This is a genomic window from Streptomyces sp. NPDC104831, from assembly GCF_055583025.1.
This window is the reverse complement of record NZ_JBVJOT010000009.1, coordinates 72,357-93,760: the sequence shown is the minus strand read 5'-3', so window position 1 is coordinate 93,760 and position 21,404 is coordinate 72,357. Positions and strand designations below refer to the sequence as shown.

General features: G+C 71.9%; 18 protein-coding genes and 1 tRNA gene. 8 read left to right on the top strand and 11 right to left on the bottom strand.

The genetic code is table 11. The features are described 5' to 3' along the window. Window positions 1-392 precede the first annotated feature (392 nt). From ACZ63H_RS09040 to ACZ63H_RS09025, 4 genes are all read left to right on the top strand, one after another. Complete coding sequence (locus tag ACZ63H_RS09040; protein ID WP_469863149.1) at window positions 393-1,385, top strand: carbohydrate ABC transporter permease; 993 nt, start codon at window positions 393-395, stop codon at window positions 1,383-1,385. A gap of 14 nt (window positions 1,386-1,399) precedes the next feature. Beyond that, entirely contained in the window at window positions 1,400-2,320 is a 921-nt protein-coding gene (locus ACZ63H_RS09035; protein ID WP_469863148.1) for a carbohydrate ABC transporter permease, read from the top strand. Window positions 2,321-2,674: 354 nt separating this feature from the next. Next, a complete protein-coding gene (locus ACZ63H_RS09030) occupies window positions 2,675-4,117 on the top strand; it encodes a GH1 family beta-glucosidase (protein WP_469863147.1) in 1,443 nt (480 codons plus the stop codon). Window positions 4,118-4,242: 125 nt separating this feature from the next. Continuing rightward, the gene (locus ACZ63H_RS09025; RefSeq protein WP_469863146.1) at window positions 4,243-5,298 is read left to right on the top strand and encodes a LacI family DNA-binding transcriptional regulator; all 1,056 of its coding nucleotides are present in this window, start codon (window positions 4,243-4,245) and stop codon (window positions 5,296-5,298) included. 113 nt (window positions 5,299-5,411) lie between these two features. Here ACZ63H_RS09025 and ACZ63H_RS09020 read toward each other — a convergent pair. From ACZ63H_RS09020 to ACZ63H_RS09005, 4 genes are all read right to left on the bottom strand, one after another. Then, window positions 5,412-5,484: transfer RNA gene (locus ACZ63H_RS09020), tRNA-His, on the bottom strand. 107 nt (window positions 5,485-5,591) lie between these two features. Beyond that, window positions 5,592-6,194: an oligoribonuclease gene (gene orn / locus ACZ63H_RS09015; RefSeq protein ID WP_358689621.1), complete on the bottom strand. Its 603-nt coding sequence runs from the start codon at window positions 6,192-6,194 to the stop codon at window positions 5,592-5,594. A 130-nt stretch (window positions 6,195-6,324) separates the two neighbouring features. Next, on the bottom strand, window positions 6,325-7,548 hold the full coding sequence (locus ACZ63H_RS09010) for a helix-turn-helix domain-containing protein (protein ID WP_469863145.1): 1,224 nt from the start codon (window positions 7,546-7,548) through the stop codon (window positions 6,325-6,327). Between the two features lie 380 nt (window positions 7,549-7,928). Next, complete coding sequence (locus ACZ63H_RS09005) at window positions 7,929-8,198, bottom strand: hypothetical protein (RefSeq protein ID WP_469863144.1); 270 nt, start codon at window positions 8,196-8,198, stop codon at window positions 7,929-7,931. Window positions 8,199-8,513: 315 nt separating this feature from the next. Between ACZ63H_RS09005 and ACZ63H_RS09000 the strand changes: the two genes are divergently transcribed. Together ACZ63H_RS09000 and ACZ63H_RS08995 are read left to right on the top strand one after the other, a co-directional pair. Next, on the top strand, window positions 8,514-9,038 hold the full coding sequence (locus ACZ63H_RS09000) for a universal stress protein (protein ID WP_469863143.1): 525 nt from the start codon (window positions 8,514-8,516) through the stop codon (window positions 9,036-9,038). Window positions 9,039-9,163: 125 nt separating this feature from the next. Further along, on the top strand, window positions 9,164-9,724 hold the full coding sequence (locus ACZ63H_RS08995; RefSeq protein ID WP_469863142.1) for a hypothetical protein: 561 nt from the start codon (window positions 9,164-9,166) through the stop codon (window positions 9,722-9,724). 68 nt (window positions 9,725-9,792) lie between these two features. On the opposite strand, the gene glmS is transcribed toward ACZ63H_RS08995, so the two are convergent. Together glmS and ACZ63H_RS08985 are read right to left on the bottom strand one after the other, a co-directional pair. After that, on the bottom strand, window positions 9,793-11,610 hold the full coding sequence (gene glmS / locus ACZ63H_RS08990; protein WP_469863141.1) for a glutamine--fructose-6-phosphate transaminase (isomerizing): 1,818 nt from the start codon (window positions 11,608-11,610) through the stop codon (window positions 9,793-9,795). 76 nt (window positions 11,611-11,686) lie between these two features. Further along, window positions 11,687-11,944: a hypothetical protein gene (locus ACZ63H_RS08985; protein WP_359044690.1), complete on the bottom strand. Its 258-nt coding sequence runs from the start codon at window positions 11,942-11,944 to the stop codon at window positions 11,687-11,689. Between the two features lie 165 nt (window positions 11,945-12,109). Here ACZ63H_RS08985 and ACZ63H_RS08980 point away from each other — a divergent pair, with 165 nt between their 5' ends. Continuing rightward, complete coding sequence (locus ACZ63H_RS08980; RefSeq protein WP_469863140.1) at window positions 12,110-13,672, top strand: purple acid phosphatase family protein; 1,563 nt, start codon at window positions 12,110-12,112, stop codon at window positions 13,670-13,672. 21 nt (window positions 13,673-13,693) lie between these two features. On the opposite strand, the gene ACZ63H_RS08975 is transcribed toward ACZ63H_RS08980, so the two are convergent. Then, window positions 13,694-14,578 (bottom strand): DUF4429 domain-containing protein, encoded by an 885-nt coding sequence (locus ACZ63H_RS08975; RefSeq protein WP_469863139.1) that lies wholly within the window; start codon window positions 14,576-14,578, stop codon window positions 13,694-13,696. A gap of 83 nt (window positions 14,579-14,661) precedes the next feature. Between ACZ63H_RS08975 and ACZ63H_RS08970 the strand changes: the two genes are divergently transcribed. Next, window positions 14,662-16,269 carry a beta-N-acetylhexosaminidase gene (locus ACZ63H_RS08970; protein ID WP_469863138.1) on the top strand — a complete coding sequence of 536 codons (1,608 nt, stop codon included), beginning with the start codon at window positions 14,662-14,664 and terminating at the stop codon, window positions 16,267-16,269. A gap of 71 nt (window positions 16,270-16,340) precedes the next feature. Here ACZ63H_RS08970 and ACZ63H_RS08965 read toward each other — a convergent pair whose 3' ends face one another. Genes ACZ63H_RS08965 through desA form a run of 4 tightly spaced genes read right to left on the bottom strand, consistent with a single transcriptional unit; the run spans window position 16,341 to window position 21,364 of the window. Further along, a complete protein-coding gene (locus ACZ63H_RS08965; RefSeq protein ID WP_469863137.1) occupies window positions 16,341-18,110 on the bottom strand; it encodes an IucA/IucC family protein in 1,770 nt (589 codons plus the stop codon). Beyond that, window positions 18,107-18,631 (bottom strand): GNAT family N-acetyltransferase, encoded by a 525-nt coding sequence (locus ACZ63H_RS08960; RefSeq protein WP_469863136.1) that lies wholly within the window; start codon window positions 18,629-18,631, stop codon window positions 18,107-18,109. Before ACZ63H_RS08960 ends, ACZ63H_RS08965 begins: the two co-directional genes overlap by 4 nt. Next, window positions 18,628-19,914, bottom strand: coding sequence for a lysine N(6)-hydroxylase/L-ornithine N(5)-oxygenase family protein (locus ACZ63H_RS08955; RefSeq protein WP_469863135.1), 1,287 nt, complete (start codon window positions 19,912-19,914; stop codon window positions 18,628-18,630). Before ACZ63H_RS08955 ends, ACZ63H_RS08960 begins: the two co-directional genes overlap by 4 nt. Continuing rightward, complete coding sequence (gene desA / locus ACZ63H_RS08950; protein WP_469863134.1) at window positions 19,898-21,364, bottom strand: lysine decarboxylase DesA; 1,467 nt, start codon at window positions 21,362-21,364, stop codon at window positions 19,898-19,900. The genes ACZ63H_RS08955 and desA overlap by 17 nt, the downstream gene beginning before the upstream one ends. Between the last annotated feature and the right edge of the window lie 40 nt (window positions 21,365-21,404).

Here is a 21,404-nt window from a genome sequence, read left to right as displayed (position 1 = left end):
AAGCGGGGGCTGAGGGGCAGGAACTGCATCGCCCCCCCCCACCGCCCCCCCCCCCCCCCCCCCCCCCCCCCCCCCCCCCCCCCCCCCCCCCCCCCCCCCCCCCCGCCCGCACGGGCTCCCCGCCCCCCGCCGCCGGACAGCGCAGACCGGTGCGCGGCACGGGGACCGAAGGCCCGGGCGGGTGAGCGCCCGACGACGTGGAGCGGTGCCCGGCACAGGGCGCCGCCGCGCCGTCACCGGCGGGGACCGGCGGCCGACGGCCGGGCTCCGCCCCACACGCACGTCAGGCCGCGGCACGGGTCGTCCGCCACCGTACCGATCCGCGCGGGGAGCGGCGGACCGGCCCCTCATCCGCCCCCACCGGCCGAAACCTCCAGGGAAGGACTCCCTCCGTGGCAACGACAACCCCCGCCCGGGGTGCCTACACCCCGCCGCCCGGCGGCTCCGGCGCAGCGTCCAAAGGACGCGGCACATGGCGCAGCCGGCTGTGGCGCTTCGACGACAAGGCGTCGCCGTACGCCTACATCGCCCCCTTCTTCCTGATCTTCGGCGCCTTCGGGCTCTACCCGCTGCTCTACACCGGCTGGATCTCCCTGCACCGGGTGGAGATGACGGGACTCGACCAGTCCGAGTGGGTCGGCCTGGACAACTTCGCCAGGATCCTCCAGGACTCCGAGTTCTGGACGGCCGTCTCCAACACCTTCGTCATCGGTGTCGTCTCCACCGTTCCGCAGCTGCTGGTGGCCCTCGGCCTGGCCCACCTGCTCAACTACAAGCTGCGCGCCAGCACCTTCTGGCGGACCGTCATCCTCACCCCGTACGCCACCTCGGTCGCCACGGCCGCCCTGGTCTTCGCGCTGGTCTTCCGCGCCGACGGCGGCATCCTCAACTGGGTGCTGCACTTCTTCGGCGCCGGCAACGTCAACTGGGGCAACGGGACCTGGACGTCCAAGATCGCCATCTCGGTCATCGTGATCTGGCGGTGGACCGGCTACAACGCCCTCATCTACCTGGCCGCCATGCAGGCCGTGCCCACCGATCTGTACGAGGCCGCGTCCATCGACGGGGCGTCGCGCTGGCAGCAGTTCCGCAAGGTGACCATCCCCTCGCTGCGGCCGACGATCCTGTTCACCATCGTCATCTCGACCATCGGCTCGATGCAGTTGTTCGGCGAGCCGCTGCTGCTCCAGGGCGGCACCCTCGGCTCGATCGGCGGCAGCGAGCACCAGTACGAGACGCTCAGCATCTACCTGTTCAACTACGGCTGGAAGCTCGGTCATCTGGGACCGGCGGCGGCCGTGGCCTGGGCCATGCTCGTCCTGCTGCTGCTGATCGCCCTGATCAACTGGATCGTCGGCCGGTTCGTGCGCAAGAACGCGGCCTGACGGGAGCGACATCGATGACCACGACCAGTCCCACCAAGACCTCGCCGGACCTCGTCCCGGCACCGACTCCCCCCGCCCCCGGCAAGGGTCCGGGCCGCCTGCGCCTGGGCGCCGGCCAGCAGTTGCGGGGCGGCCCGTTCACCTACGCCGCCCTGATCGTCGTCGGCCTCGGCTCGATCTTCCCGCTGTACTGGACGCTGGTGGCCGCCTCGCACGACCAGCAGCGGGTCCTGGACAGCCCCCCGCCGCTGGTGCCCGGCGGCCGGCTGTGGAGCAACCTCCAGGCGGCCTGGGACCAGGCGAACCTGGGCAAGGCCATCGTCAACAGCGTGATCGTGGCCGGCAGCATCACCGTCGCCACCCTGTTCTTCTGCACCCTGGCCGGGTACGCCTTCGCCAAGATGCGCTTCCGGGGCCGCAACGTGCTGATGACCGCGGTCATCGCCACGCTGACGATCCCGCCCCAGCTCAGCGTCGTCCCGCTGTTCATGATGATGTCGGACATCGGGTGGGGCGGAAAGCTGGAGTCGGTGATCTTCCCGACCCTGGTCGGCGCCTTCGGCGTCTTCTTCATGCGCCAGTACCTCCTCGAGGCGCTGCCGTACGAGCTGATCGAGGCGGCCAAGGTGGACGGGGCGAGCAACATCCGCATCGTGTGGAGCGTGGTGCTGCCCGTGGCCCGGCCCGCGATGATGGTGCTGGGCATGCTCACCTTCGTCCAGGCCTGGAACGACTTCTTCTGGCCCTTCCTCGCGCTGAACCAGCAGAACCCCACCATCCAGGTGGCGCTCGGCCAGCTCAGCGCCTCCTACACGCCCGACCAGAGCATCGTCATGGCCGGTGCGCTGATCAGCACCCTGCCGCTGCTGCTGGTCTTCGTGATCTTCGGCAAGCAGATCGTCGGGGGGATCATGGCGGGCGCGGTCAAGGGCTGACCGCCCCCGCCGCCGGGCCGGCCCCCGCCGCGGGGCCGGCGCGCCACCGGACCGGCCCGCCGCACCGGTCCCCGCCCCGCGGCCGGCGCGCGCCCCGCCCGCCGGCCCCGCCCCCGTCTCCGTCCCGCGTCCCACCGCCGGCGCGCTCCGCCCGCCGGCCCACCCCTCGTGCCCGGTCCGGTACGGCCCACCTCATCCATCCGCCCCGCAGCGGGCCGTACCGGACCGGGCACCCCCGGCCCCCCGGGGCCGCGGGCCAACGACCACGGACCGGGCTCTGCCCGCCTCCCTCTCCCGCACGGCCGGACCGCAGTCCGCCCTCCGTTTCCTCTTCGCTTTGGGAGCGCTCTCACCATGACCGCCGTACGCCCCGAGACCACCGTCCAGCCGGCCTCGGACACCTCCTTCCCGACCGGCTTCGTCTGGGGTGCCGCCACCGCCGCCTACCAGGTGGAGGGCGCCGCCACCGAGGACGGCCGCACCCCCTCCATCTGGGACACCTTCAGCCACACCCCCGGCAAGATCCGCAACGGCGACACCGGTGACATCGCCGCCGACCACTACCACCGCTACCGCGACGACGTCGCGCTGATGAAGGACCTCGGCCTCAAGGCCTACCGGTTCTCCATCTCCTGGCCCCGGGTGCAGCCCACCGGGCGGGGCCCGGCCGTCGAGCGCGGCCTGGACTTCTACCGCCGCCTGACCGACACCCTGCTGGAGGCGGGGATCACCCCGGTCGCCACCCTCTACCACTGGGACCTGCCGCAGGAGCTGGAGGACGCGGGCGGCTGGCCGCACCGCGACACCGCCCACCGGTTCGCCGACTACGCCGCCCTCGCCGCCCGCGCCCTGGGCGACCGGGTCGGGCTGTGGACCACCCTGAACGAGCCCTGGTGCTCGGCGTTCCTCGGCTACGGCTCCGGCGTGCACGCCCCGGGCCGGACCGACCCGGCCGCCACCCTGCGCGCCGCCCACCACCTGAACCTGGCCCACGGCGAGGCCGTCGGCGCCCTGCGCACCAACCTGCCCGCCTCGGCGCAGGTCTCCATCACCCTGAACCTGCACCAGGTGCGCCCGCTCACCGACAGCCCCGAGGACGCCGAGGCCGCGCGCCGCATCGACGCGGTCGGCAACCGGATCTTCACCGGCCCGCTGCTCGACGGCGCCTACCCCGAGGACCTGCTGCGCGACACCGCGCACCTGGTCGACTGGGAGGACCTGGTGCGCGCCGGGGACCTGGCGGAGATCTCCCGCCCCCTCGACGTGCTCGGCGTCAACTACTACGCGCCGACCGTGGTCTCGCTGCCCGCCGAGGGCGCCGCCAGCACCCGCAACGACGGCCACGGCGCGAGCGACCACTCCCCGTGGACCGGCTCCGAGCAGGTCGCCTTCCACCTCGCCAACGACGACCTGACCGCCATGAACTGGGCCATCGACGCCAGTGGGCTGCACACCCTGCTGACCGGGCTGTCCGCCGCGCACCCCGGGCTGCCGCTGATGGTCACCGAGAACGGCGCCGCCTTCGACGACTACGTCTCCCCCGAGGGACGGGTCGAGGACCCGCAGCGCATCGCCTACCTCCACTCCCACCTGGACGCCGTCCGCCGGGCCATCGCCGACGGGGCCGACGTGCGCGGCTACTTTCTGTGGTCCCTGCTGGACAACTTCGAGTGGTCCTACGGCTATTCGAAGCGTTTCGGCGCCGTCTACGTCGACTACGCCACCCAGCGCCGCATCCCCAAGGCCAGCGCCCGCTGGTACGCCGAGGTGATCCGGAACAACGCCCTGCCCGCCTGACGGCCGTGCCGCGGCGGGTCCGGCCCCGGCCCCCGGCCGGGTCCGCCGCGGCCCGCGGAATCGAAGGCGCCGCCGTCACGCTGTTACATTCCTGGCCTGACGGCGGTGAACGGAAGGCGGCGACCATGGCAGGCAACGGTGTGAGGGGCCGGGGCGGCCGGCGGCCCACCCTGGAGGAGGTCGCCGCGCGGGCCGGGGTCGGGCGGGGCACGGTCTCCCGGGTGATCAACGGCTCGCCCCGGGTCAGCGACGCCACCCGCGCCGCGGTCGAGGCGGCCGTCGCGGAACTGGGCTACGTCCCCAACACCGCCGCCCGCGCCCTCGCCGCCAACCGCACCGACGCCATCGCGCTGGTCGTCCCCGAGCCGGAGACCCGGTTCTTCGCCGAGCCCTACTTCTCCGACATGCTGCGCGGGGTCGGCGCGGAACTGTCCGACACCGAGATGCAGTTGCTGCTGATCTTCGCGGGCAGCGACCGGGAGCGGCAGCGGCTGGCCCAGTACCTGGCGGCGCACCGGGTCGACGGCGTGCTGCTGGTCTCCGTGCACGCCGACGACCCGCTGCCCGACCTGCTGGCCGAGCTGGAGATCCCGGCCGTGATCAGCGGCCCGCGCTCGGCGGCCGAATCGCTCACCTCGGTGGACTCCGACAACTACGGCGGCGCCCGCGCGGCCGTGGAACACCTGCTGTCCCGGGGCCGCCGCCGGATCGCGCACATCACCGGCGCGCTGGACGTCTACGGCGCCCAGCGCCGCGCCGACGGCTACCGCGACGCCCTCGCCGACGCGGGCCACCCGGCGGACGAACTCCTCATCGAGCCGGGCGACTTCACCGAGGAGGGCGGCCGGCGCGCGATGACCACCCTGCTGGGCCGCCACCCCGACCTGGACGCGGTCTTCGCGGGCTCGGACGTGATGGCGGCCGGCGCCCGCCAGGTGCTGCGCGAGGCGGGCCGCCGGATCCCCGAGGACGTGGCGCTGGTCGGCTACGACGACTCGGCCATCGCCCGCCACATGGACCCGCCGCTCACCAGTGTCCGCCAGCCCATCGAGGAGATGGGCCGCTCGATGATCGACCTGCTCCTCACGGAGATCGCCGGCCGGGGCCCGGCCGCGGCGCGGGAGACGGCCCCCCGCCGGGCGGTGCTGCCGGTGCAGCTGGTGGTCCGGGCGTCGTCGTGACGCACTCCACCGCCGGGGCCCGTGCGGGCCCCGGCGGTGGAGGAAGCGGAGGAGGGGAAAACGAATCAGCCGGTGACTCCGTCTTCCGACGGAGTCACCGGCTGATCACTCGGGGTGAGTGACGGGACTCGAACCCGCGGCATCCTGGACCACAACCAGGTGCTCTACCAGCTGAGCTACACCCACCATGACCGGCAGTGGAACTTGTCGTTTCCCCGACCGGCCGAGAAGAAGTCTACAGGGTTCTCAGGGGTGCTCGCGCACACGTTTTCGCGCGGGCGGTCACGGGGCGGCTACGGCGCGGGGACGACGTGCCGGGCGGCGATCGCCTTCGCGGTCTCGGAGTCCGGGCCGGGCTGGGGCACGAAGACGGCCTCGCGGTAGTAGCGCAGCTCGGCGATCGACTCGCGGATGTCGGCGAGGGCCCGGTGGTTGCCGTTCTTCTCGGGGCTGTTGAAGTACGCCCGCGGGTACCAGCGGCGGGCCAGCTCCTTGATCGAGGAGACGTCGACGATCCGGTAGTGGAGGTAGTCCTCCAGGGTCGGCATGTCCCGCAGCAGGAAGCCGCGGTCGGTGCCGACGGAGTTGCCGCACAGCGGGGCCTTGCCGGGTTCCTTCACGTGCTCGCGTACGTACGCCAGGACCTGCTCCTCGGCGTCCCGGAGGGTCGTGCCGCGCTCCAGCTCCGCGAGCAGCCCGGACGCGGTGTGCATCTGGCGCACCACCTCCGGCATCGTCTCCAGCGCCCGGGCCGGCGGGCGGATGACGATGTCCACCCCCTCGCCGAGTACGTTCAGCTCGGAGTCGGTGACGAGGGCGGCCACCTCGATGAGCGCGTCGTCGGACAGCGAGAGGCCGGTCATCTCGCAGTCGATCCACACCATGCGATCGTTCATGCGACCACCCTAAAGCGCACCTGAGCTTTTGGGTGCCCCCGTGCCCCGCGGGAAGGGCCGTCGTCGCGGTTGCGGAGCCGGGCGAGGAGCCGGGAAGGGGGCGGGAGGTGCCCGCCCCCTTCCGGTGCGCTCAGTTACCGCTGCGCGGGCCCGGCAGCAGGCCCACCGCGCCGGCCGGGGCGCGGCGGCTCTGGAGCGGGACCCCGCCGTCGCGGTGCTCGTGGAGCAGCGCGGGGGCGGGACCGCTCACCGGGCCCGGGCCGGACAGGCCCGCGGGAGCGCCCTGCGGGCCGGACACCGGCACCGCCTGCTCCGGCTCGCCCGGCTTGTCGCCCTGCGGCCGGCGGGCCCGGTAGGCGGCCCGGTAGGCGGCGGGGGAGGAGCCGAGCTGGCGGCGGAAGTGGCCGCGCAGGGCCACCGGGGAGCGGAAGCCGCAGCGGCCCGCCACCTCGTCCACCGAGTAGTCCGACGTCTCCAGCAGCCGCTGCGCCTGGAGCACCCGCTGCGTGATCAGCCACTGCAGCGGCGCGCTCCCGGTGAGCGAGCGGAACCGGCGGTCGAACGTGCGGCGGCTCATGTAGGCGCGTGCCGCCAGCGTCTCCACGTCGAACTGCTCGTGGAGGTGTTCCAGCGCCCAGGCGACGACCTCGGCGAGCGGGTCGGCGCCGATCTCCTCGGGTAAAGACCGGTCGAGGTAGCGCTCCTGCCCGCCCGACCGGCGCGGCGGGACCACCAGGCGCCGGGCGAGCGCGCCGGCCGCCTCGTTGCCGTGGTCCGTCCGCACGATGTGGAGGCAGAGGTCGATCCCGGCCGCCGTGCCCGCCGACGTCAGCACGTCGCCGTCGTCGACGAACAGCTCCCGCGGATCGACGTGCACCGACGGATAGCGCTTGGCCAGCGTCGGCGCGTACATCCAGTGGGTGGTCGCCGGGCGGCCGTCCAGCAGTCCGGCCGCCGCGAGCACGAAGGCGCCGGTGCACAGCCCGACGATGCGGGCGCCCTCCTCGTGTGCCCGGCGCAGCGCGTCGAGTGCTTCCTCCGGCGGCGGCGAGGTGATCGACCGCCAGGCCGGCACGACGACCGTCCCGGCGCGGGAGATCGCCTCCAGCCCGTGCGGCGCCGTGAGTTCCAGGCCCCCCGTGGTCCGCAGGGGGCCCTCCTCGCCCGCGCACACCAACAGGCGGTAGCGCGGTACGCCGGCGTCCTGGCGGTCGATGCCGAACACCGACAGCGGAATGGAACTCTCGAAGATGGGGCCGCCGCTGAACAGCAGCACCGCGACGATCTCCTTACGGCGACGCCCGGACAGCTTCCGGGCTGCGGCATCCTGTGCGGCAGTGGAGTCGTGGCTCATACTGCTAAGCCCCCCTCGGTGGTCGCGGCTCCTCGGTTGTGTCGCTCCTGCACGTTTCCCCTCGGTCCTGCACGAGTCCCCCGCCGTAAAGACAGTCAAGATCGAATTTACTGGCTCCCGCGATCACGCGGTGACCAAGTTCGACACGCCGGACATTGTCGACATGACAACTTGGCGTGAAGCATTCGATCACGAAGCGTTGCACTCACGAGGCGTGCAGGGAAGTGCGCCTTGTCGCAGTGGCCAAACCGCATAGGGTGCACGCCGGCCTGCGGACCCTTTCCTTGCAGGTGGAACGGGGATTGGAGGGTGGGTCGGAGCCCTCTTGGCCGATAACCAGAAGTTGGCTGAAAAGCAGCGTCCCGAGGCGCGAAAACAGGTCAGTCGACCGGTGTCTGACCCCGCGTGCGGCGCCCGCCCCTTTGCGTGGCGCAACGCGCGGCACACCGCTCGGACCGGCGCAGCAGCACCCGGCAGGCGGCCGTGACGGCGGTGAGGCCGAGGGCCGTGCCGGCGGCGCCGGCCAGCGAGGTGCCGTACCAGAGCAGGACGACCGGTACGAGCACGCAGCTGAAGGCCGCCCACCGGATCAGCTCGCCGACCGCGTCCGGCGCGGGGCGGGGGTCGCTGCTGGATCGGGGACCGGGCATCTCGTACTCCCTGTGGCGGTGGCTCACCCGGGTTCAACGCGCGTTCGACCGGCCGGTCACCGACCGTACACCTGTGAACGCCGTGCAAACCGCCTGTACGGGGCAGCAACCATTGCGTTACGGGCGAGGCTCGTGCATGCTCCGGTGAACCCCTACGGATGTCGGGGGACCGCTCACGGAGCGTGCGCGGGATCTGGGCTCAGGAGGAGTGCCGCCGTACCCTTGGGGGTATGGGCTTGGGAAGATGTTTCCCGGACACAGCTCCGCCGCACACTGTCGTCGCTTCCCATAAAGGATCACAACGCCGAGACAGCCATGGCCGGTCACGAATTCTTCGAACCCGCGGACCGCAAGCGGCCGGTCGCCGACCCCACGGCGGCCGATCCCCTGGCGGCGGACTCACGTCCCTCCTGCGACCCCGCCTTCCGACACGGAGTCGTCGTCGGCTTCGACGGCTCCACCTCCAGTGAGCGCGCCCTCGCCTACGCGATCGGCATGGCCCACCGCTCCCACTCCGGCCTGATCATCGTGCACGTCGCCAACCGGCTGCCCACGACCGTGTGGGCCGGCTGCGAACCGCCCGTCTTCGTCGACGTGCCCGACCACCGCACCGAGGTCCTGGGGCTCGAACTGGCCTGCGCGGACTATCTGGCCGAGGTGCCCTGGATCCTGGTCGAGCGGGGCGGGGACATCTGCCACGAACTCGAAGAGGTGGGGCGGGAGTACGAGGCCGACGCGATCGTCGTCGGCTCCACCCACGGCCTCGTCGGCCGGATCTTCGGCTCCGTCGCCGGACGGCTCGCCAAGCGGGCGCGGCGGCCCGTGATCGTCATCCCCTAGGGCGGGGCGTCCCCTCAACTCCCTTGAAGCGCAAGCGGCCTACTGGCGCGTAGCAGGTGTCCGTGCCCCGGCGGAGGGCATATACCGGGCATCGCACCACCGCACCTGCACGAAGGGAGCCCGCCGTGGACAACGACGTCTCCGCGGGAAACGTGAGCACCGCCGTGGCCGGCCGGCTGGCCCTCGCCCTCACCCTCTTGGCGTTCGGGCTCGGCACCACCGGGGTCATCCACGGCGTGGGCGCCTCCGACACCGCGACCGTCGCCCACTACGTGGGCGGGGTGACCCTCTTCCTCGTCGGCCTGCTGGCCCTGCACGACGGCGCCGCGGCCTCCGGCGCGGGATATGTCGCCCTGGGCGCCCTGTGGTTCGCCTGGGCCGTGTCGGACCGCGGTCCGGCCAACGCGGCCGGTCTCTTCCTGGTGCTGTTCGCCCTGGTCGCCCTCACCCTGACCCTCACCGGGCGGGACGGCCTCGGCCGGCTGCTGTACGGCCTGCTGTTCCTGGCCATGCTGGTGCTGGCCGTCGCCGCCTTCGCCGGCAGCCCCCTCCTCGCGAGGGCCGGGGGATGGGTGGCCGTGGCCTCGGGGGCGGTGGCCTGGTACGCGGCGACGGCGGCGCTCGCGCACTGGCCGACGGTGGTGTCCCGGCGTGCCGCGGGCCGGCGGGTGACGGCCACCGGCTGACAGCGAGCGGCATGAGAAGGACCCCCGCGTGGAGGTGGCACACGCGGGGGTCCGTTCTGCTCTCGCGCCTACTCGACCGTGACCGACTTGGCGAGGTTCCTCGGCTTGTCGATGTCCCGTCCGAGCGCCTTCGCCGTGTGGTAGGCGAGGAGCTGGAGGGGGATGCCCATCAGGATCGGGTCCAGTTCGTCCTCGTTCTTCGGGACGATGATCGTCTGGTCCGCCTTCTCCTGGTGCCGGTGGGCCACCGCGAGGATCTTGCCCTCGCGGGCCTTGATCTCCTCCAGGGCCGCGCGGTTCTTCTCCAGCAGGTCGTCGTCGGGGACGATCGCGACCGTGGGCAGGGCCGGCTCGATCAGGGCCAGCGGACCGTGCTTCAGCTCGGAGGCGGGGTAGGCCTCGGCGTGGATGTAGGAGACCTCCTTGAGCTTCAGGGACGCCTCGCGGGCCACCGGGTAGCCCCGGACGCGGCCGATGAAGAGCATCGAGCGGGCGTCGGCGTAGCTCTGGGCCAGCCGCTTGATCTCCTCCTCCTGCTTGAGGATCTCGGAGATCTGCTGCGGCAGCCTGCGCAGGCCCTCGATGATCCGCTTGCCGTCGCGCACCGACAGGTCGCGGGTGCGGCCCAGGTGCAGCGCCAGCAGGGCGAAGGCCACCGTGGTGTTGGTGAAGCACTTGGTGGACACGACGCAGACCTCGGGGCCCGCGTGGACGTAGACGCCGCCGTCGGCCTCGCGGGCGATCGCCGAGCCGACCACGTTGACCACGCCGAGGACCCGCGCACCCTTGCGCTTCAGCTCCTGCACGGCGGCCAGGACGTCGTACGTCTCACCGGACTGGGAGACCGCGATGTACAGGGTGTCGGGGTCCACGACCGGGTTGCGGTAGCGGAACTCGGAGGCGGGCTCGGCGTCGGCGGGGATGCGGGCCAGCTCCTCGATCATCTGGGCGCCGATCATGCCCGCGTGGTACGAGGTGCCGCAGCCGAGGATCTTCACCCGGCGGATCCTCCGGGCCTCGCGGGCGTCCAGGTTGAGACCGCCGAGGTGCACGGTGGAGAACCGGTCGTCGATGCGGCCGCGCAGCACGCGGTCCACGGCGTCGGCCTGCTCGGAGATCTCCTTGTGCATGTAGGTGTCGTGGCCGCCCATGTCGTACGACTCGGCCTCCCACTCCACCGTGGTGGGCTCGGCGGTGGTGCGCGTGCCCTCGGTGGTGTAGGTGCGGAAGTCGTCGGCCTTGAGGGTGGCCATCTCGCCGTCGTCGAGGGTCACTATCTGGCGGGTGTGGGTGACCAGCGCGGCGATGTCGGAGGCGACGAACATCTCCTTCTCGCCGATGCCGAGGACGACCGGGGAGCCGTTGCGGGCCACCACGATCCGGTCCGGGAAGTCGGCGTGCAGGACGGCGATGCCGTAGGTGCCCTCGACCAGCCGGACCGCCTGGCGGACCTTGTCCTCCAGCTTCTCGGCCGTCGAGCGGGCGATCAGGTGGGTGAGGACCTCGGTGTCGGTCTCGGAGAGGAACTCGACGCCGTCCGCCTCCAGCTTGCGGCGCAGGTCGGCGGCGTTGTCGATGATGCCGTTGTGGACGACGGCCACCTTCTGGTCGGCCGACATGTGCGGGTGGGCGTTGACGTCGGAGGGGGCGCCGTGGGTGGCCCAGCGGGTGTGGGCGATGCCGGTGGTGCCCTTGAAGCGCGCCGGGACCCTGGCCTCCAGGTCGCGCACCCGGCCCTTGGCCTTGACCATCTTCAGGCCGGGCGCCTTCGGGGAGGTGACGACGATGCCCGCGGAGTCGTAGCCGCGGTACTCCAGGCGCTGGAGGCCCTCCAGGAGGAGGGGGGCGACGTCACGCTTCCCGATGTAACCGACAATTCCGCACATATAGAGAGGTATCCCTTGGGTGTCGCTGGTCCGGGCCGGAGGGGGCCGGGCTGTCCTGGGCGGGCCGCGGTCTCGCTCAGCCGTAGACCATGCGGCGCAGCTGCCTGAGCGTCAGCTCCGGCGGCGCCACCGCCCGGTATTTCAGGTCCGCCTCGATCCGCTGGAAGATCTCCGCGTTCAGCAGGCCCTGCGCCTGGAGTTCGCGGTGGCGGCGACGGACGTACTCCTGGGTCGTCTCGTCGAAGTAGGCGAGCACGTCCTGGACCACGCGCAGTGCCTCGCCCCGGCTCAGGGGCGTGGACCGCGTCAGATGATCTACGAGTTCGTCGTGCACCCGGTAGATCCTGGGGTACCGGCGCCGGTTTCGCAAGAATCGTGCCCGATTCCGGGCAGAGGGCTGTTGAAACTCTTATGGCGCCCTGTTCGCCCGCCGTCCACCCGGAGTCCCGCATCCCGTTGCCCGAGCCGACCAGTTTCAGACGCCATGGACATTCCTCGTATGGGCGTTCCCGAGAAGCTGGCCGAGCGCATGAGCATGGCCGAACAGCACGAGTACCTGCGCGCCAGGTTCTCGCGGCGCACCATGATCAGGGGCGGCGCGGTCACCCTGGGCGCCGTCACCGGTGGCGCGTTCGTGCCGGGTGCCACCGCCCGCGCCGCCGTGCCCGCCCGGCACGCCGCCCCCGCCGCCCCGGTCGACGGCGCCCGTGTCGCCCCCTTCGGCCGCCACCTGGCCTGGGGCAACGACCCGCGCACCGAGGTCACCGTCTCCTGGCAGGTCCCGGTTGCCGTCAAGAAGCCCTTCATCCGGATCGGCGCCCACCCCTGGGACCTCTCCCGCACGATCGAGGCCGAGGTCCGCACCCTGCACACCCCGGCCGGGGTCGGCGCGAGCGGCGACCACACCCAGTACTACCTGCACGCCAGGCTCACCCGCCTGCGCCCGGGCCGCACCTACTACTACGGCGTCGGCCACCAGGGCTTCGACCCGGCCGAGCCGCACCTGCTGGGCACCGTGGGCACCTTCACCACCGCCCCCGCCCACAAGGCGCCCTTCACCTTCACCGCCTTCGGCGACGAGGGCGTCGGCTACCACGGCCTGGCCAACAACAGCCTCCTGCTCGGCCAGAACCCCGCCTTCCACCTGCACGCCGGCGACATCGCCTACGCCGACCCGTCCGGCGCGGGCAAGACCGCCGACACCGGCTTCGACGCGCGCACCTGGGACTCCTTCCTCGCCCAGACCGAGACCGTCGCCAAGCAGGTCCCGTGGATGCCGGCGTACGGCAACCACGACATGGAGGCCTGGTACTCGCCCAACGGCTACGGCGGTGAGGACGCCCGCTGGACCCTGCCGGACAACGGCCCGGACCGGAAGAACCTCCCCGGCGTCTACTCCTTCGTCTACGGCAACACCGCCGTCATCTCGCTCGACGCCAACGACATCTCCTTCGAGATCCCGGCGAACCTGGGCATCTCCGGCGGAACCCAGACGACATGGCTGGAAGGACAGCTGAAGAAGTTCCGCGCCGCCAAGGACGTGGACTTCGTCGTCGTCTTCTTCCACCACTGCGCCTACTGCACCTCCACCGCCCACGCCTCCGAGGGCGGGGTGCGCGAGGAGTGGGTCCCGCTGTTCGAGAAGTACACCGTGGACCTGGTCATCAACGGCCACAACCACCAGTACGAGCGCACCGACGTGATCAAGGACGGCCGGGTCGCCAAGGAGCTGCCCATCGGCGGCACCGCCCACCCCGAGACCGACGGCGTGGTCTACGTCACCGCCGGCGCCGCCGGCCGCAGCCTGTACGCCTTCTCCGCCCCCGACACCTACGAGGGCCACGAGCACGGGACCGACTCCGTGGCCTCGTTCGTCAACACCAAGGACGGCAAGGTCCACGAGACCGTCGGCTGGTCCCGGGTGCGCTACCTGAACTACTCCTTCCTGCGCGTGGACGTCAGCCCCGCGCCGAAGGGCCGCCAGGCCACCCTGAAGGTGTCGGGCATCGCCGAGACCGGCGACCGCGTCGACCACTTCACGGTGTCCCGCACCGCCAAGTAGCCCCCGCGGCGCGGGCGGTCCTCACAGACGCCTGAGGACCGCCTGCTTGGCCAGGGCGAACTCCTCGTCCGTCAGCACCCCGCCACGGTGCAGCTCGCCCAGCTCCCGCAGCCGCCGCAGCAGCGTGTCGTGGTCGTCCCCGGCCGGCTCCCCGGTCGGCTCCCCGACCCGTTGCGCCGGGATCCGCCCCGCGTCCGCCCGCGCGGCCGAGGGGTGCGGCAGCCGGGCCTGCACCGCCGCCGCCACCAGGGCCATCAGCGGGTCCTTCCGGAACCCCCACAGCTCGACGGCGTTCGGGTCGTACTTGGGCGGCGCGCCGACCGGGGCGCCGCGCACCAGGAACCGCAGGTGCCCGTTCTCCAGGCCGGCCGCCGGCTGCCACTCCACCCCGGTCAGGTCGGCCAGGGCGATCGTGCGCGGACCGGCCGACGCCTTGGACTCCTCCGTCTTCCAGTTCCACTCCAGCCGCACCCGCTCCCCGTCGAAGCCCGCCGTGCCGTCGCCGGCCGAGGCGGACACCGGCAGCGACGGCCCCGGCAGCAGGTACGCGTCCACCGGGCCGGCCGGGACCCCCGCCAGCAGCAGGGCGGTGCGCACCTCGTCGGCGACGTACTCGGCCACGCCGTACCGGTCGGGCTCCACGGCCAGCTGGTAGGGGTCGTGCGGCTCGGCCAGCCGGCCGGCGGTGGCCTGCACGAGGGGGTCGGCACCGTCGCGCAGCCGCAGCCTGAGCCGCCCCGACTTCCGGCCCTGTTCGAACGAGACACCGGCCAACGCGCCCAACGGCACCACGAGTTCGCCCAGCTCGCGGCGGAGCGGGCTCACCCCCTTGTCCCGGCCCGGAGTGATGCGCAGCGCGTCGCCGTCGAAGGCCCAAGTGCCGTCCTTCTGGATGATGTCCGCCATGTAGGAATTGTTTCACCCGTTCTGCGGGACAGTCAGGGTAGACCCCGTTCGACGGTCACCTCCCCCCACCGATGGGAGCGCATGTGAGACCGAACCACGGCACGACTCCCCGGATCCTCCCCCACCTCCTCGCCACCCTCCTGCTCGCGACGGCCGGCGTCGTCGCCCTCGACGCCCCCGGGGCCCGGGCCGCCACCCAGACCCCGCCCACCCCACTGGACCGCGTCGTCCCCGCACCCGCCTCGGTCACCCCGGGCGGCACGCCGTACCGCATCACCCGCGCCACCCGCGTCCGCGTCGACGGCCCCGCCGAGGCCCGCCGCGTCGGCGCCTACCTCGCCGGCATCCTGCGCCGCTCCACCGGCTACCCGCTGCCGCTCACCGACCACGGCGGCGGCGGCATCCGACTCCGCCTGGACGAGGGCGACTTCGGCGCCGAGGGCTACCGGCTGCACAGCGCCGCCGGCGGAGTGACCCTCACCGCGCGCACCCCCGCCGGGCTCTTCCACGGCGTCCAGACCCTGCGCCAGCTCCTCCCGCCGGCCGTCGAGAGGAAGACCGCGCAGCGCGGCCCCTGGCAGATCGCCGGCGGCACCGTCCAGGACCGCCCCCGCTACGCCTACCGGGGCGCCATGCTCGACGTCTCCCGCCACTTCTTCACCGTCGCCCAGGTCAAGCGCTACATCGACCAACTGGCGCTCTACAAGGTCAACGAACTGCATCTGCACCTCAGCGACGACCAGGGCTGGCGCATCGCCATCGACTCCTGGCCGCGCCTGGCCACCCACGGCGGCGCCACCCAGGTCGGCGGCGGCCCGGGCGGCTACTACACCAAGGCCGACTACCGGGAGATCGTCCGCCACGCCGCCTCCCGCTACCTGGAGGTCGTCCCCGAGATCGACATGCCCGGCCACACCAACGCGGCCCTCTCCTCCTACGCCGGGCTCAACTGCGACGGCGTGGCACCCCCGCCCTACACCGGCACCAAGGTCGGCTTCAGCTCGCTGTGCGTGCCCAAGAAGGTCACCTACGACTTCGTGGACGACGTGATCCGCGAGCTGGCCGCCCTCACCCCCGGCCGCTACCTGCACATCGGCGGCGACGAGGCCCACTCCACCAGCCACCCCGACTACGTCGCCTTCATGGACCGGGTGCAGCCGGTCGTCGCCCGCTACGGCAAGACCGTCATCGGCTGGCACCAGCTCACCGGCGCCCGCCCCGCCCCGGGGGCCCTCGCCCAGTACTGGGGCCGCGACCGCACCGGCGCCGCCGAGAAGGAACAGGTCGCCGAGGCCGCCCGCAACGGCACCGGCCTCATCCTGTCCCCGGCCGACCACGTCTACCTCGACATGAAGTACACCGAAGCCAGCCGCATCGGCCTCACCTGGGCGGGCCTGGTGGAGGTGCGGCGCTCCTACGACTGGGATCCGGGCGCCTATCTCGCCGGGGTGCCCGGCGCGGCCGTCCGGGGCATCGAGGCACCCCTGTGGACGGAGACCGTGCGCGACTCCGCCGACATCGAGTACCTGGCCTTCCCCCGGCTCGCCGGGGCGGCCGAGCTGGGCTGGTCCCCGGCCGCCCGCCTGGGCTGGAGCGACTACCGGGCACGGCTGGCCGCGCAGGGCCCGCGCTGGGACGCCCTCGGCATCCGCTACTACCGCTCGCCGCAGGTCCCCTGGCCGGCGCGCTGACCGGAGGCGGCAAAGCGGCGGGCACCCCGGAAGGACCGTGCTTCCGGGGTGCCCGTCCGTCCGCGGGGCCGTCAGAACGCGGCGAGGGGGTTCTCCAGGGTGCCGACCAGCTGGAGCGCGCCGGACGGGTCGGCGAGGTCCACCATCTGCCTGTTGTCGCGCAGCTGGAGCCGGTTCAGGCAGGACAGCGCGAACTCGGGGGCGAACATGTCGTACTGGCGGAACCGGTCGGCCAGCTGCGGATTGGCCTGCTGGTACGCGCGGGTGACCTCGGCCACCGTGCGCCAGAAGCCGTCCTCCTCCAGGATGCCCTCGGCGGCGAGCTGCGCGGCGAGGAAGCGGAAGAAGCAGTCGAAGACGTCCGTGAAGATCGACAGCAGCTTCTTGTCCTCGGGGACCTCCACGCGGATGCGCCGCACCTGTGGCGGCAGCGCCGCGTCCGGGTCCATGACGGCGATCTCCTCGGCGATGTCCTTGTAGATCGCCCGCCGCACCTCCCCGTCGCGCAGTACCAGGATCGTGTTCTCGCCGTGCGGCATGAACACCAGGTCATAGGCGTAGAAGCTGTGCAGCAGCGGGGTGTAGTAGGCCCGCAGATACCGTCGCAGCCACTCCGCCGGGGCGAGGCCCGACCGCTCGATCAGCGCGCCCGCGAAGGAGGCGCCCTCGTGGTCGACGTGCAGCAGCGAGGCCATCGTCGCGAGGGACTCGCCCTCCTCCAGCGACGGCACCGGGCTCTCCCGCCACAGCGCGGCCAGCATCTTGCGGTACGGCGAGTAGCGGTCGGTGGCCCGCTCGTACTCCAGGTGCCGGTAGCCGACGGCGGCCCGCTCCCGGATGATCGACAGACCGCTCGCCCGCAGCACCGGGTCGCCCTCGATCAGCCGGGCCAGCCAGTCGTTGATCGCCGGCGTCGCCTCCATGTAGGCGGCCGACAGGCCGCGCATGAAGCCCATGTTGAGGACCGACAGGGCCGTCTTCACGTAGTGCTTGTGCGGGGCGCTGGTGTTGAAGAAGGTGCGGATCGACTGCTGGGCCAGGTACTCGTCGTCGCCCTCGCCGAGCAGGACCAGCAGGCCGCGGGCCACCTCGGCGGCGAAGGTGACGCTGAGCTTGTTCCACCACTGCCAGGGGTGGACCGGGATGAACAGGTAGTCGGCCGGGTCCAGGCCCCGGCCGGTGAGGACGGCCCGGAACCGCTCCACCGTCTCCTCGCCCAGCTCCTCGCGCAGGAACGACTCGTACTCGATCCCCACCCCGGCCGTGAACGCGGCCCGCGAGCGGTGCGCCGCCAGCCACACCAGCCGGACGGGGCTCGCCGTCTCCGGGGCGTACGACAGGTACTCGTGGACGCCGAAGCCCAGCCGGCCGTTGTTCGCGACGAAGCACGGGTGGCCCTCGGTCATCCCCGTCTCGATCGCCTGGAACCCGGCGCGCGTCAGCTCGGCCGAGGTCACCCGCGGCTTGGTGAGCTTGTAGCAGGTGCCCGACAGGGTGGAGGAGATCTCCTCCAGGTACACCGGCAGGATCTCGTCGCTCAGCCCCAGGGACTCCTTCAGCTCGACGAAGAAGTCCAGCGCGGCGAGTTCCCGTTCGCCGCCGTCGCGGTGCCGGGTGATCGAGTCCGCGTCGATCTGCCAGTGGTCCAGGGCCCGCCGCACGGCACGGAACCGGTAGGCGGTCAGCCCGTCGTCGCTGCGCACCACGTACCGGCCGCCGTCCTCCTCGGGCGTGATCAGCCGCTCGTGCGCGAACTCGGCGAGCGCCTTGCGCACCAGCAGCCGGTTGGCCTTCGCCCACCGCTCGGGGGACAGATGGGCCACGGCATCGGCGAGGGTCATGCGGTCACCGCCTTCTCGAACCGCTCACGGGTGCAGAAGCTCAGCAGCGCCCGCTTCTCCGGCTTGTCGATCTCCCGCTCGGGCACGAACCCGACGGCCGCGTTCAGGGCGTGCACCGCCGTGTTGCGCACGTCCGGCTCCACCACGACGCGCTCCACCGCCGGGTCCTCGAACAGGTGCGCCATCACGGCGGTGATCACCGCCCGGGTGAACCCGTGCTCCGGCCGGTCCGTGGCCGGCGTCAGGAAGTGCATCCCGACGTCCCCCGGCCGCGCCTCGTACAGCCCCACCAGCTCCCGGTGCGCGGGGTCGTACTTCTCCATCAGGAACACCGGGTCACCGCCGCGCACCCCGAACAGCGCGTGGTGGTGCTCGTCCGCCGCGATCTCCATGTAGGCCCGCTCGACGTCCTGGAGCCGCGCGTCCTGCATCATCCAGAACGCCGCCTTGGGATGCGTGACCCAGGAGTGCAGCAACTCCGCGTCCTTCAGGGGGTCGACGGGACGGAAGGTGAAGGTCATACGGCGAACTCCTGGAAGGCGATGGACTTCTCGACCGGGTAGTACTCGGTGCCGAGGAGCTCTCGGATGATGTACGCGTTGCGGTACGCGCCCATGCCCAGGTCGGGGCTGGTGATGCTGTGGGTGTGGACGCCGGCGTTCTGCAGGAAGACGCCGCGGCCGGTGACGTCGACGGCGTAGTTGCGGGCCACGTCGAAGCGGCCGTGGCCGTCGAAGCGGAGGCGGTCGCGGATCGGGTCGAGGAAGGCCGGCGGGGTGTAGTGGTAGCCGGTGGCCAGGACCAGGCCCTCGGTCTCGATCTCGAAGTCCTTGTCCTGCTCGTCCTGGTGGAAGCCGAGCGTGTAGGCGCCGTCCCGGTACGCGGCCGTGCGCAGCGTGGAGTTGGTCAGCAGCCGGGTGGGCACCGGGCGGTCGCCGCTCTCCACGTTCTTCTGGTAGAGCAGGTCGAAGATGGAGTCGATCAGGTCCGCGTTGATGCCCTTGAACAGGCCCTTCTGCTGCTTCTCCAGGCGGTAGCGGGTCTCCTCGGGCAGCGACCGGAAGTAGTCGATGTAGTCCGGGGAGGTCATCTCCAGGGTCAGCTTGGTGTACTCCAGCGGGAAGAACCGCGGGGAGCGGGTGACCCAGTCGAGCCGGTAGCCGTGGTCGTCGATCCCGGCGAGCAGCTCGTGGTAGATCTCGGCCGCGCTCTGGCCGCTGCCGACGACGGTGATGGACTTCTTCTCCAGCAGCTGCGCCTTGCGGTGCATGTACTGGGAGGTGTGCAGGAAGTCCCCGCCGAGGCCCCGGCACGCCTCGGGCACGAACGGGACCGTGCCGGTGCCCAGCACCAGGTGCCGGGCGCGGTAGGTGCCCCCGGCCGCGGTGCGCACGACGTACAGCCCGTCGTCGTGGGCGACCTCGGTGACCGTGGTGCCGAAGCGGACGCACGACAGCTTCCCGGCGGCCCAGCGGCAGTAGTCGTCGTACTCGACGCGCAGCGGGTAGAAGTTCTCGCGGATGTAGAACGAGTACAGTCTGCCCTTCTCCTTCAGGTAGTTCAGGAAGGAGTACGGAGAGGTGGGGTCGGCCAGGGTGACCAGGTCGGACATGAACGGGGTCTGGAGGTGGGCGCCGTCCAGGAACATCCCGGCGTGCCACTCGAAGTCGGGCTTGGACTCCAGGAAGACGCCGTCCAGCCCGGTGATGGGCTCGGTGAGGCAGGCGAGGCCGAGGTTGAAGGGGCCGAGCCCGATCCCCACGAAGTCGTAGGTCTTGGTCGGGCTGTCAGGACGCGCGGTCAAGGGACTCTCCCAGGTACTGCTCGGCATGGCCGGCGATCAGATCGAGGACGGCGGCGATGTCGGCCGCCCGGGTCTCGGGGTTGAGCAGGGTGAACTTCAGGTAGTGGCGGCCGGCCACCTTGGTGCCCGCGACGACGGCGTCACCGGAGGCGAACAGGGCCTTGCGGGCGTACAGGTTGGCCCGGTCGATCTCGGCCGGGTCGGTGACGGCGGCCGGGACGTAGCGGAAGACCAGCGTGGACAGGGAGGGTTCGACCACGACGTCGTAGCGCGGGTCGGCGGCGAGCAGCTCCCAGCCCTCCCGGGCCAGGTCGCAGACCTCGTCGAAGAGCTGTCCGATGCCGTCGGCGCCCATCGTGCGCAGGGTCGTCCACAGTTTGAGCGCGTCGAAGCGGCGGGTGGTCTGGAGGGACTTGTCCACCTGGTTGGGGATACGTTCCTGCACCGCGCGGCGGGGGTTGAGGTAGTCGGCGTGGTAGGTGGCGTGCCGCAGGGTGGCCGCGTCCCGGACCAGCACGGCGGAGGAACTGACCGGCTGGAAGAAGGACTTGTGGTAGTCGACGGTGACGGAGTCGGCGTGCTCGATGCCCTGGATGCGGTCCCGGTACTTCAGGGAGGCGAGCAGTCCGCAGCCGTAGGCGGCGTCGACGTGCATCCACACGCCGTACCGGGCGCACAGCTCGGCGATCTCCGGCAGCGGGTCGATGGAGCCGAAGTCGGTGGTGCCGGCGGTGGCGACGACGGCCATCGGGACCAGGCCGTCGCGTGCGCAGCGCTCCAGCTCGTGGGCGAGGGCGACCGTCTGCATGCGCTTGTCGTGGTCGACGGGGACGGAGACGACGGCGTCCGGGCCGAGGCCGAGCAGTTTCGCGGACTTCTTGACGCTGAAGTGGCTGACCTCGGAGGCGAAGACGCGCAGTCTGGCGAGCGGGGTCCCCTCGTCCCACCCCGCCCGCCCCGGCTTGGCCTCCTCGCGGGCCAGCAGCAGCGCCTGGAGGTTGGACTGGGTGCCGCCGGAGGTGAAGACGCCGTCGGCGGCCGGGCCGAGGCCGATGCGGGCGGTCGTCCAGTCGACGAGTTTGCGCTCGATGAGGGTGCCGCCGGCCGACTGGTCCCAGGTGTCCAGCGAGGAGTTGACGGCGCTGAGCACGGCTTCGGCGAGCACCGCCGGGATGACGACCGGGCAGTTGAGGTGGGCGAGGTAGCGGGGGTGGTGGAAGTAGATCGCGTCCCGCAGGTACACGTCCTCCAGCTCGTCCAGGACGGCGGTGGTGTCGCCCAGCGGACGGTCGAGGTCGATCGCGTCGATGGCGGGGGAGAGGGCGTCCACGGTGACGCCGGTGAACGGACGGTCGGTGGTGGCGAGTTTGGCCGCCACCCGCTCGACTCCTTCGGTCACGGAGCGGCGGTAATGCTCCGCCGTGAGGCCATTGAGCAGGTGCGAGCGCATGTGGGGGTCCTCCGAGGGGACGGTCCGTGCGGGATGATCT

Bases quoted from the DNA above. Each gene is read 5' to 3' on its own strand.
- desA (WP_469863134.1), bottom strand. From the start codon at position 21,364: ATGCGCTCGCACCTGCTCAATGGCCTCACGGCGGAGCATTACCGCCGC.
- glmS (WP_469863141.1), bottom strand. From the start codon at position 11,610: ATGTGCGGAATTGTCGGTTACATCGGGAAGCGTGACGTCGCCCCCCTC.
- ACZ63H_RS09005 (WP_469863144.1), bottom strand. From the start codon at position 8,198: ATGCCCGGTCCCCGATCCAGCAGCGACCCCCGCCCCGCGCCGGACGCG.
- ACZ63H_RS09010 (WP_469863145.1), bottom strand. From the start codon at position 7,548: ATGAGCCACGACTCCACTGCCGCACAGGATGCCGCAGCCCGGAAGCTG.
- ACZ63H_RS08975 (WP_469863139.1), bottom strand. From the start codon at position 14,578: ATGGCGGACATCATCCAGAAGGACGGCACTTGGGCCTTCGACGGCGAC.
- ACZ63H_RS09000 (WP_469863143.1), top strand. From the start codon at position 8,514: ATGGCCGGTCACGAATTCTTCGAACCCGCGGACCGCAAGCGGCCGGTC.
- ACZ63H_RS08960 (WP_469863136.1), bottom strand. From the start codon at position 18,631: ATGACCTTCACCTTCCGTCCCGTCGACCCCCTGAAGGACGCGGAGTTG.
- ACZ63H_RS09030 (WP_469863147.1), top strand. From the start codon at position 2,675: ATGACCGCCGTACGCCCCGAGACCACCGTCCAGCCGGCCTCGGACACC.
- ACZ63H_RS09035 (WP_469863148.1), top strand. From the start codon at position 1,400: ATGACCACGACCAGTCCCACCAAGACCTCGCCGGACCTCGTCCCGGCA.
- orn (WP_358689621.1), bottom strand. From the start codon at position 6,194: ATGAACGATCGCATGGTGTGGATCGACTGCGAGATGACCGGCCTCTCG.
- ACZ63H_RS09025 (WP_469863146.1), top strand. From the start codon at position 4,243: ATGGCAGGCAACGGTGTGAGGGGCCGGGGCGGCCGGCGGCCCACCCTG.
- ACZ63H_RS08980 (WP_469863140.1), top strand. From the start codon at position 12,110: ATGGGCGTTCCCGAGAAGCTGGCCGAGCGCATGAGCATGGCCGAACAG.
- ACZ63H_RS08965 (WP_469863137.1), bottom strand. From the start codon at position 18,110: ATGACCCTCGCCGATGCCGTGGCCCATCTGTCCCCCGAGCGGTGGGCG.